The organism is Veillonella sp. CHU110 (assembly GCF_003992255.1).
GTDB lineage: Bacteria > Bacillota > Negativicutes > Veillonellales > Veillonellaceae > F0422.
Window position 1 is genome coordinate 40,551 of the sequence record NZ_RQVA01000013.1, and the last position, 16,125, is coordinate 56,675.

General features: G+C 41.7%; 10 protein-coding genes. All 10 read left to right on the forward strand.

Annotated elements, in window-relative coordinates; all coding sequences use genetic code 11:
* The first annotated feature begins 238 nt into the window (after positions 1 to 238).
* Positions 239 to 2,209, forward strand: coding sequence for a TonB-dependent siderophore receptor (locus tag EO122_RS06355; protein ID WP_127009848.1), 1,971 nt, complete (start codon positions 239 to 241; stop codon positions 2,207 to 2,209).
* Positions 2,210 to 2,219: 10 nt separating this feature from the next.
* Positions 2,220 to 5,756, forward strand: coding sequence for a cobaltochelatase subunit CobN (locus EO122_RS06360; protein WP_127009849.1), 3,537 nt, complete (start codon positions 2,220 to 2,222; stop codon positions 5,754 to 5,756).
* Positions 5,743 to 6,717: an ABC transporter substrate-binding protein gene (locus EO122_RS06365; protein ID WP_127009850.1), complete on the forward strand. Its 975-nt coding sequence runs from the start codon at positions 5,743 to 5,745 to the stop codon at positions 6,715 to 6,717. The genes EO122_RS06360 and EO122_RS06365 overlap by 14 nt, the downstream gene beginning before the upstream one ends.
* Positions 6,710 to 7,696, forward strand: coding sequence for an iron ABC transporter permease (locus EO122_RS06370; RefSeq protein ID WP_127009851.1), 987 nt, complete (start codon positions 6,710 to 6,712; stop codon positions 7,694 to 7,696). The genes EO122_RS06365 and EO122_RS06370 overlap by 8 nt, the downstream gene beginning before the upstream one ends.
* Positions 7,693 to 8,493, forward strand: coding sequence for an ABC transporter ATP-binding protein (locus tag EO122_RS06375; protein ID WP_127009852.1), 801 nt, complete (start codon positions 7,693 to 7,695; stop codon positions 8,491 to 8,493). The genes EO122_RS06370 and EO122_RS06375 overlap by 4 nt, the downstream gene beginning before the upstream one ends.
* A 1-nt stretch (position 8,494) precedes the next feature.
* Positions 8,495 to 9,436: an ATP-binding protein gene (locus EO122_RS06380; RefSeq protein WP_127009853.1), complete on the forward strand. Its 942-nt coding sequence runs from the start codon at positions 8,495 to 8,497 to the stop codon at positions 9,434 to 9,436.
* Positions 9,437 to 9,529: 93 nt separating this feature from the next.
* Complete coding sequence (locus EO122_RS06385; RefSeq protein WP_127009854.1) at positions 9,530 to 11,503, forward strand: VWA domain-containing protein; 1,974 nt, start codon at positions 9,530 to 9,532, stop codon at positions 11,501 to 11,503.
* A 324-nt stretch (positions 11,504 to 11,827) separates the two neighbouring features.
* Positions 11,828 to 12,856 carry a uroporphyrinogen decarboxylase gene (gene hemE, locus EO122_RS06390; protein ID WP_127009855.1) on the forward strand — a complete coding sequence of 343 codons (1,029 nt, stop codon included), beginning with the start codon at positions 11,828 to 11,830 and terminating at the stop codon, positions 12,854 to 12,856.
* The gene (gene hemH, locus EO122_RS06395; protein WP_164725977.1) at positions 12,843 to 13,763 is read left to right on the forward strand and encodes a ferrochelatase; all 921 of its coding nucleotides are present in this window, start codon (positions 12,843 to 12,845) and stop codon (positions 13,761 to 13,763) included. Before hemE ends, hemH begins: the two co-directional genes overlap by 14 nt.
* A gap of 1 nt (position 13,764) precedes the next feature.
* Positions 13,765 to 16,005, forward strand: a complete 2,241-nt coding sequence (hemG, locus tag EO122_RS08345) for a protoporphyrinogen oxidase (protein ID WP_240632670.1) — start codon at positions 13,765 to 13,767, stop codon at positions 16,003 to 16,005.
* Positions 16,006 to 16,125 lie beyond the last annotated feature (120 nt).

A 16,125-nucleotide genomic window follows, 5' to 3' on the forward strand; every position in this document is an offset into this window, starting at 1 on the left:
ACCTTCCTTTGTGGAAGGTGCTTTTTGGTATACGGCGATAGTTGATAAATAAAATTCATTTTACTTAGGCCTATATATATAGTATGATGAAATAGAAAAACCTCTTTCAAATAATGGAATAGGTTGAAAGTAATACATATGTTAGAAGCCTTATAGGATATAAGGTGATAATTTGTGTTCTACAATGGGCATGTAGGCACAGTATGTTAAGTAGCAAGTGGCTACAGTAAGGAGAGTAATGATGAAAGGGAAGGCATTACGTTTGGCAATTTTTGCGGGGTTACTTGGCTCAACAGTGAGTGTATTGAGTGCACAAGCTATGACTGAAACAGAGTCAGTAACAGTTTTAAATCCAGTAGTTGTGACAGCACAGCGGTTTGAGACAAAAGATTTAGAAACACCAGCATCTGTTACGGTTATTGATCAAGCAGATCTGAAAAACTCTGGAGCAAAGAGTATTTTTGATGCAGTGGGTCAGGCTACAGGTATAACGACCTTCAGCTATGGACCATTAGGATTAGAGTTTGGCGGCATGGAAAGTCGTACAAATATCCGTGGTTTAGATAGAAGTTCTTTAGTCTTAGTGAATGGAGCACCAATCAATCTAGATGGTAAAAACAGTTTGAATGGGTTGATGATGGACAATGTGGAGCGTATTGAAATTGTTCGTGGTGCTGCGTCTGCACAATATGGTTCTGAAGCATTAGGTGGTGTTGTGAATGTAATTACAAAAACACCAACGAAAGCGCACGGCACTGTTGAGACTCGCATTGGTAACGAGGGCTATAAAAAATATGCGGCTACTGTAGGTACTGAGAAAATTGAAATCTCCACATCAAAAGAGTACTATGGGGCACAAGCGAGAACATCTCCAAATAGAACAGGGCGGGATTACTACAATACACGCGATAAGGGGTATGCTCATAATATAGCGGTGAATGTGAAACCACATGACTATGTAACAATTAACTATATGCGTCAACAAAGCGACTCTACATATGGACAAATTAGTACGATACCAAAGGCAAAATGGACGGCGAAAAAATCAGCTTTAACGGAAACTAAACAGTGGCATTATCGTGATATTAAAAATAATGGATCCATCGTCTATGATGATGCAACAACGAAAGCAAGCGTATTCTTTAATACTCGTCGATTAATAGGTGAAAGTAATAGTTTAGCTACACCTGTGTATGTACAAAGCCCATATAATTATGGTGCTTATAAAGTAGGTACAGAGGCACAACATACGTGGAAGTTACACAATGATACAGCAAAAGCTGTGTTAGGTGTACAAGGTGTACATGAGGCATATCAAGGTATTTCTGAAACGAATAAAACTGTTACAGCAGCTCGTAATACAGTGGCTATTTATGGGAACTATGAATTCCAAATTACACCATCTTTCAGTACTACTATTGGTGGACGTTATCAAGCAATCAACGACCCTATTAATAATCAAAATGTATTTACACCACAATGGCAAACACTGTATAAAATTGATGAATCCAAATCCATTTATACGAATGTAGGTAAAGCTTTTACCATGCCGAATATTCATGACGCTTTCAAATGGGTGACAGACCTTAAGGATAAAAATGTTGCCAACTACATTAAAATTCCAGGTGGCAATTTGAAACCTGAAGAAGGTTGGAACTATGAAATCGGTTATAAACAAGCAAATAAACGTGATTCTTGGAAAGTTAGCGTATATTATATGAGATTTAAGAACTTTTTTGATTGGGCGGAGAACCCTCTTGATGGAAATCGTAAAACCATTCGTATCAATGGTGGAGAATTCCGCAATACAGGGATTGAAGCCGAGTATAAATCGTATGTGACTAGTGATTTAATCATGACCGTAGGTGCATCCTATTCTAATCCTAAAAAACAAGATGTGAATAAAAAAGACTGGGTACAAACAGCGCCTAAATTAGAGTTAAATCTAGCGTTAGATTATGAAAAGGATAAATGGCAAGCCGGTTTAGCTGCTTCTTATTGGGGAATTCGTGCTTACAATCGAGATAAACAACGTAATCCTGATTACATCAATGTGAATGCCCATGTAAACTACAGCCCTAATGAATCGCAAACGATTGGATTCTATGTCAATAACGTATTGAATCGTCAAAATGTAATTTCTCAAGGTGATTGGGAATACTGGGATTTACCACGTAATTACTATGTAAACTATTCCTATCATTTCTAGTAGGTACAGTATGAAACATTCTATTTTACTTATCACATCCATGACGAAACATTGGCAGTGGGCTAAAGAAATAGAACAACAATACACAGATGAGACTATGTCCGTGGGCATAGTCTTTCTGTCATGTGAAGATGTATCATTGGAGGGTGTACAGAGAGACATCGATGCAGCTGATATTGTCTTGTTTACGCATGTAGGGAGTACCTTAGATACTCCGTTGGTAAAAGGGATTCACAAATATATTACACAGAAACAAATTCCTTATGTATTAATTTTTCATGACTCTTCGTCCGATGTGCAGAGATATGGTGTGGCAGACAGTGACATCGATCAAATCCAGGCCTATTTACACCAAGGTGGAACAGAAAACTTCTATGGATTATGCCAATATATGCTATCTTTACGAGGTTATACGGGGCAGGTACAACCGGTGAAAGAATTACCGTACCAAGGTATTTTAGGTAGGCAGGGCGAAGTGTATCCATCTTATGAGAAGTATCGTAAGGACTACCATCATAGTGGTCCCGTGGTAGGCATATTTTTCTATCGTGATGAATGGGTGCAAGGCCAATTAGACTACCCCTATGAACTGTATGATCGTGCATTAGAGCAGGGTCTATCTCCTGTATTAGTATTTGGTCAGTACAGCAGTAAATCAGGTGGACAATTACGGTGGTACGATTGTTGGGAAACTTTGTTTGCTCATCAGGTGAAAGAGACAATATCTCTTATTATTAATACATGTAAATTCTCCATTATTGGCTTACAAGGAGCGAGTCGTGATGAAATGGCTGAGTTAGGCATCCCTATCTTGCAGGGCTTCGTCACGTATACGAGCTTTGAAAGTTGGCAAAGGCGATCTCAAGGATTAGAGCCGATGGATATATCCTTTTCCCTATCATTGCCAGAAATGGATGGTATTTTAAATGGTCACATTGTTGGGACCAGAACCTATGCAGAGGAAAGAGGATATTATTTTAAACCTTACTCTATAGGCATTCAAAAGTTAGTAGACCAAGCCAAACGATGGGTTGCATTACAACGGAAAGACAGAGCAAATGTTAAGATTGCCCTATTTCTTCATAATTATCCTCCGAAAAATTCACATATTGGCAATGCTTGTGGCCTAGATACACCAGAATCTGTACTTCGATTGCTAGAAGAATTGCAGCGGACAGGATATACGGTGGAAGGGATTCCTCAAACGAGTGAAGAGCTAATGACGATACTGACCAAGCATGCTACCAATGATGTAGACTGTTTAACAGATAGGGCTATCAAGAAAGCCCCTAAACTTCCAAAAGTACTGTATGATACATGGTTTTCAAAATTGGATAGTAGTACCCAAGAATCTTTACTCCAGCATTGGGGACGGCCTATAGGTGAGATATTTGTAGAAGATGATGAACTCATCATTCCAGGCGTTGCTTTTGGTAATGTATGGGTTTTGGTACAGCCACCACGTGGATTTAGTGATAATCCTGATGCTCTGTACCATTCGCCAGATATTCCGCCAACCCATCATTATGAAGGGGTGTACCATTGGGTGCGTACAGTATTTCAAGCAGATGTGGCGATCCACATGGGCACACATGGCAATTTAGAATGGCTACCTGGTAAGGGCACCGCCTTAAGCGAATATTGTTATCCTCAATTAGGAATTGAAGATATCCCCAATCTCTATCCGTATTGGACAACTATTGTCGGTGAAGGAATTCAAGCCAAACGACGTAGCCATGGAGTCTTACTTAGCTACTTATCACCACCGATGAAGCGGTCTGGCTTATATGGTGACTACGAAACGTTGGAACGCTACTTAGATGAGTATGACCATATGAAAGTACAGGAAATGGGTCAGGAACAAGTAGTACTAGGATATATTTTATCCTCTATAAAAGATTGCCATTTAGAGCACTTGTGTGACCACTTCGACTGGTATCGAGAGGGTGGTCATGCACACTTTACAGCAGATAGAATAGTGACAGATGAGGAGTGGCGCCACTTAGCAGAGTTGATCGAAAGTGACGAAGCAGAAGAACTGTTAGGGAATATTCATAATTATTTGATGGATATTCAAAATCGCCATATTCGTTGTGGATTGCATATTTTGGGGCAAAACCCAACGACAGAGGAAGAGGATGGGTATATTGATGCTTTCATAGACATGCATGGTGTGCCAGATGATATACAGAAAGAAAACCTGTGTGAGACCTATCTTGCAGGGTTGCGCCAAACGACAGAAGAAATGAGCCAACTATTACGAGGCTTGGAAGGGAAGTATATCCCGCCTAATATTGGAGGTGCTGTTACTAATGGTGGTATCGATGTGCTACCGATGGGGCGCAATTTTTATGGCGTCGATGAACGGACATTACCGACCGTGCCTGCCTATGCCATCGGTTGTGAACTAGGGGATGCGTTACTCAGTGAATATATTCGAGAAGAACAGCGATATCCAGAGGAAATCGGTATTGTCTTGTGGGCGGACAACACGCAACGCACTCATGGACAATGTATTGGTGAAGTATTCTATTTATTGGGTGTACGACCAGTTTACACAGGGAGTCGTGTATCCGATTTAGAAGTCATACCTATCGAGGAATTAGGGCGACCACGTATCGATGTGACAAGTCGTATTAGTGGCTTATTCCGAGATATGATGCCTTCTGGTGTGATGTGGATTGCCAAAGCCGTACAAATGGTGGGATCTCTTGCTGAGGATCATAGCGTGAATTATGTGAAAAAACATATAGACCTAGATACAGCTGCGTTAGTAGAAGAAGGCATGGAGTATGAAGAAGCTATCAAAGCGACATCGATTCGTGTCTTTGGGGATGCACCAGGCGCTTATGGGGCGGGGGTAAATCAAATTTTAGAACAAAGCAACTGGTCTACTCGTGAAGACTTAGCCAACGCCTATGTCACATGGGGCGGTTATGGATATGATGAACAGGGGGACATTATCCCAAGCCATCAACAGTTTCGTAAACGGTTAGGTTCCATTGAAGTGACTGTGAAAAATGAAGATAATCGAGAGGTTAGCTTGTTAAGTACAGATGATTTCAACGCCTACCACGGAGGGATGATTGCAGCTGTAGAATCTATCAAAGGTGTACAACCGAAATCATTCATAGGCGATACAACGTATCGCAAGGACATTTTGGTGCGTTCGTTAGAAGATGAAATTCAGTGGCAATTCCGCAGTGAACCAATGAACCCTATTTTTATAGAGGGGATGATGAAACACGGCTACAAGGGGGCTGCTGATATGGCTTCCTATGTACAACATACCTATGAATGGGATGCTACCAGCGATATGGTGCAAGATTGGATGTATGATGCTTACACAGACGAGTATGTCATGAATCAGGACGTACAGGATTGGATGCGCCAAGTCAATCCTTGGGCCTTAGAGGCTATTTGTCATACTTTATTGGAAGCAGAACAACGAGGCCTCTGGGAGGCTAGTGATGATCGCCGAGAAGGATTACGAGAGGTAGCGATGTCTTTGGAAGAAGATCTAGAGGGGTATTATGATGAACCGTAGAATGCTGTATTTACTCATCAGTGTGTTCCTGTTAATTGCCATTTTAATAGGTATTTCTAGTTGGATTTCTGCGATTACCCATAGTGAACCACCTAATCTTATACAAGGAGAACAACGAACAATCATCGATGATTGGGGACGAGCGATTACTGTTCCTGTGGAAGCGAAGCGAATTGTCTCTTTAACCTCTGCCTATGAACCTATATTATTAGAGATGGTAGGGCCTAGTCGATTAGGGGCTGTTAGCTTTCTATCAAAAACAAAGGGATATGGGCCGAACTATGAACTGGCAAAATCTGTGAAAGTTTCTTTATACTCCTATGCGGTGGAGAAAATTGTATATTTACACCCTGACTTGGTGATTGCTCCAGAGTATACAAGCCGAGATGTACTAGATGGATTAGAGCATATGGGAATTCCTGTGGTCATCATCAGCAGTCCTAAAACAGTACAAGAAACCATAGAGTTAGTGGAACGATTAGGATATGTTGTAGGAGCAGAGGAGAAGGCTCACAGCATGACTGCTAAGATGCAACAAGATATAGAAGAGGTAAAAGCTCTATCTGCAGACACAAAAGGGCAAGTCGTGATTTCTATGTCATCCATGGAAGGCTTTTCAGGGACGGGAAGCTTGTTTGATGACATGACCCGTGTCATGGGGCTTGTGAATGGACCGAGCCACTTAGGATATGCACCGAGGACTGCTTTCACGGAAGAGCGCATTATTGAAATGAATCCTGATGTGATTCTCATACCAGTGTACGACAAAAGTGAAATGGCGTGGCAAACATTATACCGAGATAATCCTGGGTTGCAAACGGTAAAAGCTGTACAAGAGCATCGTGTGTTGCCCATGGACGCATCAAATTTATATGCAGGAAATCAATTTATCGGTGAATCCATGAAAGATATTTTGCGCATCGTTCGAGAGAGCGAGAAAGGAGAAGGCACACATGAATAGACCGTGGTTCTATATGGTTGGCATGATGATATTGCTATTGGTGCTTATAGTCGTGTCCTTGTGTATGGGTATTATTCCCATCAGTGCTGGTGATTTCTTGCATTTAACAGAGGAGCAAGAACGAATTTTATATTTTATACGGTTGCCTAGAATTTTAGTGGCTATTTCTATTGGTATGGCCTTGGCCATTGCAGGGGCAGTCATGCAGGGCGTATTTGGTAACCCGTTGGCAGATCCAGGCATAATGGGCGTTGTATCTGGGGCTTCCACGGGGGCTGTGATTGCGGTAGCATTAGGGTTGTCATCGGTGAGTGCCTATTACATGCCATCCTTTGCATTTATAGGCGCCTTGACAGCGTTGGGTATTACGATGCTCCTCAGTTGGTATAAAGGGCGAATGGACCCTCGCATTTTATTGTTAGCAGGGGTAGCGATCAGCATGCTGTTGGGGGCCTTGACATCTGGAGTTTTAACGTTGATGAATGAATATCGTTTGAAAGAGTTTCTATTCTGGATGGTTGGTAGTTTAGAGTATCGCCGATGGGATCATGTGGCCATTGCGTTACCTGCCATTGCGGTAGGAACAGCGATTATTATAGCATTGAGTAAACATTTAAATATTTTAGTGATGGGCGAAGTAGAAGCAAGAGCTGTAGGTATGAATACCAATCGGTATCGTATGATTTTCTTACTATTATCAGCTATGATGACGGCTATTTCTGTATGTGTAGGTGGTAGTATCGGCTTTGTGGGCCTTGTGGTACCGCACATGGTGCGCCTCTTAGTGGGGCCTGACCACCGCCTTGTGATACCTGCCTCTGCCTTAGGGGGTGCTTGTTTTGTGTTGTTGTGCGATACATTGGGACGAACCTTATTCCATCCTGTGGATATACGAGTGGGCATTATGACGGCTCTATTAGGAACGCCGTATTTCTTATTCCTCTTACATCGTTTGAAAGTGAAAGGAGGTTCTCTATGAATGACGTAGTATTGCGCTTAGAAGAGGTATCTGTATACCGTGATGGACAACCAATCGTTCAAGATGTAACCAAAGACTTTTACAAAGGAGAATGTATCGGTATTATAGGGGCGAATGGGAATGGTAAAACCACATTGCTAAAAGCGATCCGCCAGCTATTACCCTATGAGGGGCATATTTATGGAAATGGACAAGATTTGGCGAAACAGTCGGATATATTTATTGCTAAAACGATGAGTTATATGCAACAACAAGTGGAGATTCCTTACGCTTTCAGTGCTGAAGAAATCGTCATGACTGGTCGTTATGCGTACCAATCTTGGTGGGATAGTGAAAGCGACGAAGATCGCCGTATTGTGCAAGAGGTAATGGCGTATACGGGGGTATCACATTTAAAAGATCATCGCTTAGAACAGGTCAGCGGTGGAGAAAAGCAGCGTATTTTGTTAGCTAAATCACTAGCTCAAGAGACAGATATTATGCTCTTAGATGAGCCGACCTCTGCCCTCGATAAAGGCCATAGTGATGATATGTTCCGATTCTTTCAACATTTGTGCAAGCAAGGAAAAACTATCATTACCGTTGTACATGATTTAGAATTAGCCGCTAAATATTGCACACGATTATTGCTCATTGGGGAACATCGTGTCATTGCAGATGGTACGCCAGAAGAAGTATTGCAGCCAGATTATATTAAACGGGCCTTTGATATGGATACGGATGTATTTAGAGACGAACGGTATGGTCAGTTACGTATAGAAATAATTCCTAGTAAAGGAAGATGGCAAGGAGATTAAGATGAGTACTATATATCCTTTTACAGCCTTAGTTGGACAAGATCAAATGAAATTAGCATTGCTCCTCAATGCGGTAGACCCACGAGTAGGTGGTGTGTTGATACAAGGTGATAAGGGAACGGCAAAATCGACGGCGGTACGAGGCTTAGCCAAGGTGCTGCCTATGCATCGTGATGGAACGCCTATGAAAGTGGTGGACCTTCCTTTGCATTGTACGGAAGACAGATTGGTGGGTACCTTGGATATTGAGCGGATGCTACAAGAGGGAAAGCAAGAGTTTTCTCCAGGCATATTATTTGAGGCCCACGAAAATATTCTCTATGTAGATGAAGTTAATTTACTGGAGGATTATTTAGTGGATACATTGCTAGATGTGGCGGCCATGGGAGTGAATCGGGTCGAACGTGAGGGCATTAGCCATATTCATCCATCTCGATTTATTTTGGTGGGCACCATGAACCCAGAGGAGGGTGCTATTCGACCGCAATTACTAGATCGTTTTGGTCTATCTGTGACTGTGAAAGCAGAAACAGATGTAGCATTGCGGATGGAGGTATTGCGCCGCCGACTGGCCTTTGAAGATAATCCGCAAGCATTTATTGAGTCCTACAGCAATGACGATGAAGCGTTGCGTGAAACCATTGAAACAGCTCGTAAAGTATTGCCTACGATTGTGGTAGATACGAATCTATTAGAATTAATTGCCAATATATCGATTGCCCTAGGCGTAGAAGGACATCGTTCGGATATTACCTTGCTTAATGCTAGTCGTGCCTTAGCGGCCTTACAAGGGGAGCCCCATGTGACCATCGATCATCTGAAACAGTTGACACCTCTTGTGGTATCGCATCGGATGAAACGGAAGCCTTTTGAGCAACGTGAATTTGATGAAAGTATGTTAAAGAATCTATGGGCTACCCATGATACATCCTACAAACAGTAGATAATGTATTTCATAGATACCGTAGTTAGCGAATCTAATATAACTAGCGTAATAGTTTAACTAACAAAGATTTTGTTAAAGGAGGTGAATGGAATGAGTGTACAAATAAATACAGGCATTCACCTCTTTTTGCAAGAACCTTTGTTGCGCACATTGCTGCTCTCAGGTGAAGTGGGAACGGGAAAAACTTATGCCCTGTTACAAGCATTGTATGATAGGGGCCGAATTTATACGACGATTACGTCTCACACCGATGTGAGTGCTATGCATGCAGTAATGGATATACAAAGGACTTTAGAAACAGGTCAGATTGTGACACAAGCACATCCTTGGGATGGCTATGATTTACTTATCTGCGAAGGATTGGATCATTTTGATAGGTTGATGTGGTTACAGATTCTTCATGAGCAAAATCGGCGATACGAAGCGGGAAGACCGCTACAAATCATTGCAACGTATACAGGAACAGAAGGGCTATCGCAATGGGTCTATGATATGGACTTGTGGATTCCCATAGAGTCGCCAGATGCGGACACTAGAGTACAGGTCCTAGCAGATAGAGACCATGCAGATACATATGAGAACAGTGCGACTTGTGAAAGTTACTACATTGAGGGAACTCTTCGCACGGGAACCGCAATAGATGTATATGGATTCTACAGAGAAGAACAGATTTCTCCTGAGGGAAAAATAATGGTTGCATTTGAAAACCATAGAGAAGAGCCGATTCGTTCTAAGGGGAAATTAATAGATATACCTGGAATCCCAACTGTGCATGATAGCATATATACATATATTTCCAGTCTAGTAGAGAAATTCAACATTTCCTTTATGGGAATGGAATATATTCTACTAAAAGCGGCTATAGGTTTAGCTAGAGAAAAAGGTCATCAATTTGTGGAGCCTATCGATGTAGAAACAGTACTTCCTTGGACATTACCACAGAAAATGAAGAACCTAGTGACTCCTCCAATATCTCAAGATGGAGATGCACAGGATCCATCAGATCGAAGGACATCTGATAAGACAAGAACTGAACAAGAGAAACCGCAAGAGGCCAGTTCAAACCGAGAACAAGAGAACAATGGCTCACAAGGGATGGATAGGGAGAACGACCGTGATGAGCAAATAGGAAGAATGTCTCAGGGGATGACAACAGATAGCGATGAATCTCACGATGGACAATCAAAAGAGGAAACCACTCTGGAACTAGATCAGACAGAAGAGGAACTAGATGCTAGTCATGATGGAGGAGACAGAGAAAAAGATACTAACGGACAGGGCCAACGTAAGCCCAATATAGGTAAGATAGAGGAGTCCTTTACACTTTCAGAAGCGGTGGAAACACAGGTGTTACATCTATATGGGATATTGCAATCTGGATCCGAAAAGAAACAAATAGACATCAGTGCCGACGGTCGAGGCTCTAAGGTGCATCGTCAAGGAACTGCAGGGAGAACCATTGCTTGGATTCCAACGATAGTACAAGGGATTATACGCAGCCGCCAACTACCTATTCGGCTAACCATAGAAGATGTCAGATATGCTATGCATCAGGAAATGCCAAAAGAAGCAATCTATTTAGTAGTTGATACAAGCGGATCTATGGGGCAGAGACAACGTTTAAAGGGGACAGAGAAGTTGCTTTCACAATTGATACAAATGATGTATGTAAAACGACAGTATGTATCGCTCATCACTTTTCAAAAGCAGGGGGCGCATTGTGTGGTGCCATTGACGCAGCGAATCGAATCCATCCCCAAAGCACTGGGGGATGCTCGAATTGGGGGCAGAACGCCCTTTGTGAAAGGTCTTGAGGAAGCGGCAAAACAGATAAGAGTCGATATGTCTCAAATGGGGTATATACAGGCTAATGTAGTAGTCATAACGGATGGGAAGGTAACATCTCAAGCACTACAAGGGTTAGAACAAGTTGGCGACTGGCTTATCAGTCAGCGGATACAAACGATTGTAATTGATACCGATACTAGCTTTGTTCGTATGAATCGAGGGAAAGAGATTGCTCGTATGCTAGGGGCAGAGTATGTAAGGGTACAAGACATATAACCAAAGAGCATAGAATCTAACAGTTCCTTATTAAATGAGGGACATCCCCCATACAGGGGTCTCAGAGGCGATAACAACATGTACATTTTACATGTTTGTTACCGCCTCTTTTTGTATGTAAGGATAACAAAATATACTCTTAATGAAGAAAAGTATAGTAATGCAAGGTAAGACAATGTTAGATAATTATTATTATCTTATAGATGAAAATCGATATACACTTTATATGTAGTGATAGAATCTATAGGTAATTATAGCTACCATATGCTACAATAGAATATAGAATCCAAGTTTGGTTTGGTAAAAGGTAAGGTGTAATTATATATGGAAAAACGACAAGATTATTTGCAAATGATTGCAGGTGAGTCGGTGTCCCGTAGACCAGTTTGGTTTATGCGTCAAGCGGGGCGGAGTCAAGAGGCGTATCGCAAGATAAAAGAGCGATATAGCCTATTTGAGATTACTCATCAACCGGAATTATGTGCAAAAGTAACAGCGCTTCCCGTTCATGAGTATGATGTGGATGCGGCTATTTTGTACAAAGATATTATGACTCCTTTGGTACCTATGGGTGTAGATGTAACGATTAAGGCGGGTGTAGGACCTGTCATTGCAAATCCCATACGTTCTCAAGAAGATGTAGCAAATTTACGTGATATTGTAGTAGAAGAATCGCTGGATTTTATGGTAAAAACAATCCAGATTCTTACGAAGGAAATGCTCACAGTTCCCTTAATTGGCTTTGCAGGGGCTCCTTTCACATTGGCTAGTTATATGATTGAGGGTGGCCCTTCTAAGAATTACCAGAAAACTCGTCAATGTTTAGTGGCAACGCCTGAGATTTGGCATGCTTTGATGGAACGATTGACGACTATGTCCATTACATATATGGAAGGTCAAATTCAGGCGGGAGTGAATGCAATTCAAATTTTTGATTCATGGATTGGAGCCCTTTCAATAGAACAATATGAAAGTGGCGTATTCCCCTATATGAAACGTATTATTGGGACCATTAAGGAACGATATCCTCATATTCCTATCACTATGTTTGGCGTAGGCACTAAGCATTTATTTCCTGTGTGGAAAGAATTGCCATTAGATGTAATCGGTTGTGATTGGAGGTGCTCCATTGCAGAAGCAAGCGCGATGGGTATCAAGCAAACATTACAAGGAAATTTAGATCCGGCCTATTTATTCGCAGATTGGAAAACGATTCAAGGTGAAATTGACCGCATCTTAGAAGAAGGTGCTGCCCATGGAAAACATATCTTTAACTTAGGCCATGGTGTTGTGCCAGATGCGAATCCGAAAGTATTGCGAAACATTGTGGAGTATGTACATGACAGAGGATAAAACAACACAAGAAGTTTGTGTATTGGTATTAGATTATGGTTCTCCTCGCTCTTTAAATGATATAGAAGAGTATTATATTCGCATACGGAGAGGCCATAGACCAAGTGATGAAGAATTACAAGGATTACGTCATAAGTATGAACGTATCGGTGGTCAATCCCAATTGATGGAGTCCACAGCGTGGCAAGTTAAGAGATTACAAGAAGAAGTACGAAATCAATTGCCCTTAACAAAGGTGACGGCAGTACAGGGACATAAATACATAGAGCCCCTGATTGCAGACGTAGCTAAGGAATTGAAAGGCTATGATGCGGTAGTGGTGCTCATGATGAATCCTTATGGAACGGACATATTAAATGCATCCTATCTAGAGCCACTGAAACTATTTATGAATGACAGGTGGAAGATAGTGAAAAGTTGGGCGGACGCACCGACATTAGTGCAATCTTGGACAGAACGAGTACAGAAGGCTATGCGTACATTGCCTGTTACGGTGAAACCGTTTTATGTCTTTACGGCCCATAGTGTACCACTGATGCAAGGAATTTCTTATGATGGATATGTGCATAGCTTACAACGGGTGATGCAGACCATGGCAGATCAATTGGCGTTGCCGAACGCTACCCTAGCTTGGCAAAGTGCAGGGACTCGTGGGGAATGGTTAACACCTACGGTGGAAGCTGTCACAGAACAAGCGGGCGCAGAAGGCTATACCCATGTGGTATATATTCCTATCGGCTTTACTTGTACCCATATGGAAGTGTCCTATGATTTAGATATAGAACGACAGGAACAGTGTGAACAGTTGGGGATGACCTATGTGCGAGTACCTATGCCAGACCATGATACTCTCTTTGTGAAAGCCATGGCGCACGGTGTAGTAACAGCTCTCTGGAAGGAGGGATAATATGAAAATAGCAATTATTGGTGGCGGTTTAACTGGCTTGTCTTCCGCTTATTATATGGGTAAGGCATTTCCTCATTGGGAGATTCATGTGTTGGAATCCTCAAATCGTTGGGGTGGAAAGGTGCAAACAAAACGCCATGATGGCTATGTGGTGGAAGTGGGTCCTGATTCCTACTTAGCAAGAAAAACAGCTATGACAGATTTGGTGAAAGAATTGGGCTTAGGTGATACCTTGGTGCGCAATGCTACAGGAGAATCCTATATTTACCATCAAGGTCAAATGAAACCTATCCCTGGAGGTTCTATCATTGGGATTCCCACAGAATTTCTTCCCTTTGCTATGTCTAGCTTATTGAGCTGGTCTGGTAAATTACGAGCTGGATTAGATATGTTTAAGAAGCCATATCCTGGACACGAGGATATGAGTATCGATGCCTTTTTCCGGTATCATTTAGGGGATGAACTAGTCGATGTATTAATTGAACCTCTCTTAGCGGGTATCTACGGCGGAGACTTAAAACGCTTAAGCTTACTGGGAACCTTTCCAGAATTTCGTCAATTAGAACAAAAGCATGGAAACTTGGTTAAAGGTATGATGGCTATGCAAGGTATGCGCAAACAATCTGGGGCTACTACAGAAGGTCAATTTGCCCAGTTAACGGGAGGGTTAGAATCTTTAGTAGATGCGCTAGTGGAGCAAATGCCGAAGAACGTTTCTTTGCACACATCGACTGAGGTGCTAGGCGTATCTTACACAGATAAGCGCTATACAGTGCAAACACAAAACGGTACAGATTCCTACGACCGTCTTGTGATCACTACTCCACCTAAAGCCTATGAAAGATTTTTTGTGGGAGATGAAAATTTTGAAGACTTGCGGCATATGGAACAATCTTCTTGTGCCATTGTAATCATGAGTTTACCAAAGTCAGCGTTTACAAAACCATTGCAAGGCACAGGATTTGTCATCACTCGCAGTACAGAGACACCATTGACGGCATGTACTTACATTTTTAGTAAGTGGCCGCAAACGACACCACAAGACAAGGTGGTACTACGGGTCTTTTTAGGGAAACCTACAGATTCTACAGTAGATACGCACAGTGAAGAAGAATTATGTGAATTGGCCCTTTCAGAAATACGAAATATATTGAAGTTTACAGGAAATCCAGAATGGATGGAAGTAGTGCGGTTACAAAAAAGTATGCCTCAATATGAAGTGGGTCATAAAGATAGAATCGCAACAATCATGGACCATGTGGCACAAAACTATCCAGGACTGGCATTAATTGGAACGCCATTTAAAGGGGTAGGTATGCCAGATGGCATCAAACAAGCATATGAATTAGTAGAAGCATGGAAAGAAGAAACTAAGGAGGTAGTTCCTATGGATACGCATACAGAATCTAACCACGGACATCATGGAGCAGGTCCAGTGGAGGGACGTCCAGAATCTAAGAACGGTCATCATGGAGCAGTGTCTATGGAAGGACGTCCAGAAATAACAGGACTAGAAAAAGTACCTGAAACATACGAAGGTTGGTTTAGCTTGCACGCTAATTATTCCATTAATTTTGAAAAATGGAGAACTTGGTCCGCTGAGCAACAACGTGAAGCATTGCAATCTTTCAAGGATTTTATTGGGAATTTAGAAACAGCTCATGAAGCCAATGAAAGTAGCTATGCTATGTACCAAATTAATGGTCATAAGGGAGATATTATGTTTTGGTTCTTGCAACCAAGCTTACAAGAGTTAAACGAAGTGGAATTACAATTGAAAAAATTACCAATTTTCAGTGTATTACAACCGGAATCTTCCTTCGTGTCCGTTATCGAGGTGAGCAATTATGTAAAATCGCCGAAAGACCACCCAAAAGTACAAGCTCGGTTATACCCTAAAATTCCAAGATTAGCTTGTATGTGTTTTTACCCTATGGCGAAGCAACGTAATCTGACAGATAATTGGTATATGCTAGATCGTCAAAGTCGTGGTAGCATGATGCGTTCTCATGGTCAAATCGGCAAAAAATATGAAGACACTATCAAAGAATTTACGACGGGTGCGTTTGGCATGGATGATTGGGAATGGGGCATTACCTTGATGAGTGATGATCCAATTCAGTTCAAAAAAATCGTCAATGAAATGCGTTTTGATGAAGTGAGCGCTCGCTTTGGGATTTTTGGGCCATTTACAATTGGTACGATTCTTGATATAGATGGCATAGAGCATTTGTTTTCCTAATCCACTCATGAGATATTAAACAAATAAAGAAATAGAATTAAAGGGCTCTATAATAAATGTTGGGGCTACTCATATAAGAGTAGTCGCCAACATTCTTTTTTTGCAATAAAATAGACATAT

Bases quoted from the DNA above. Each gene is read 5' to 3' on its own strand.
- EO122_RS06355 (WP_127009848.1), top strand. From the start codon at position 239: ATGATGAAAGGGAAGGCATTACGTTTGGCAATTTTTGCGGGGTTACTT.
- EO122_RS06360 (WP_127009849.1), top strand. From the start codon at position 2,220: ATGAAACATTCTATTTTACTTATCACATCCATGACGAAACATTGGCAG.
- EO122_RS06365 (WP_127009850.1), top strand. From the start codon at position 5,743: ATGATGAACCGTAGAATGCTGTATTTACTCATCAGTGTGTTCCTGTTA.
- EO122_RS06370 (WP_127009851.1), top strand. From the start codon at position 6,710: ATGAATAGACCGTGGTTCTATATGGTTGGCATGATGATATTGCTATTG.
- EO122_RS06375 (WP_127009852.1), top strand. From the start codon at position 7,693: ATGAATGACGTAGTATTGCGCTTAGAAGAGGTATCTGTATACCGTGAT.
- EO122_RS06380 (WP_127009853.1), top strand. From the start codon at position 8,495: ATGAGTACTATATATCCTTTTACAGCCTTAGTTGGACAAGATCAAATG.
- EO122_RS06385 (WP_127009854.1), top strand. From the start codon at position 9,530: ATGAGTGTACAAATAAATACAGGCATTCACCTCTTTTTGCAAGAACCT.
- hemE (WP_127009855.1), top strand. From the start codon at position 11,828: ATGGAAAAACGACAAGATTATTTGCAAATGATTGCAGGTGAGTCGGTG.
- hemH (WP_164725977.1), top strand. From the start codon at position 12,843: ATGACAGAGGATAAAACAACACAAGAAGTTTGTGTATTGGTATTAGAT.
- hemG (WP_240632670.1), top strand. From the start codon at position 13,765: ATGAAAATAGCAATTATTGGTGGCGGTTTAACTGGCTTGTCTTCCGCT.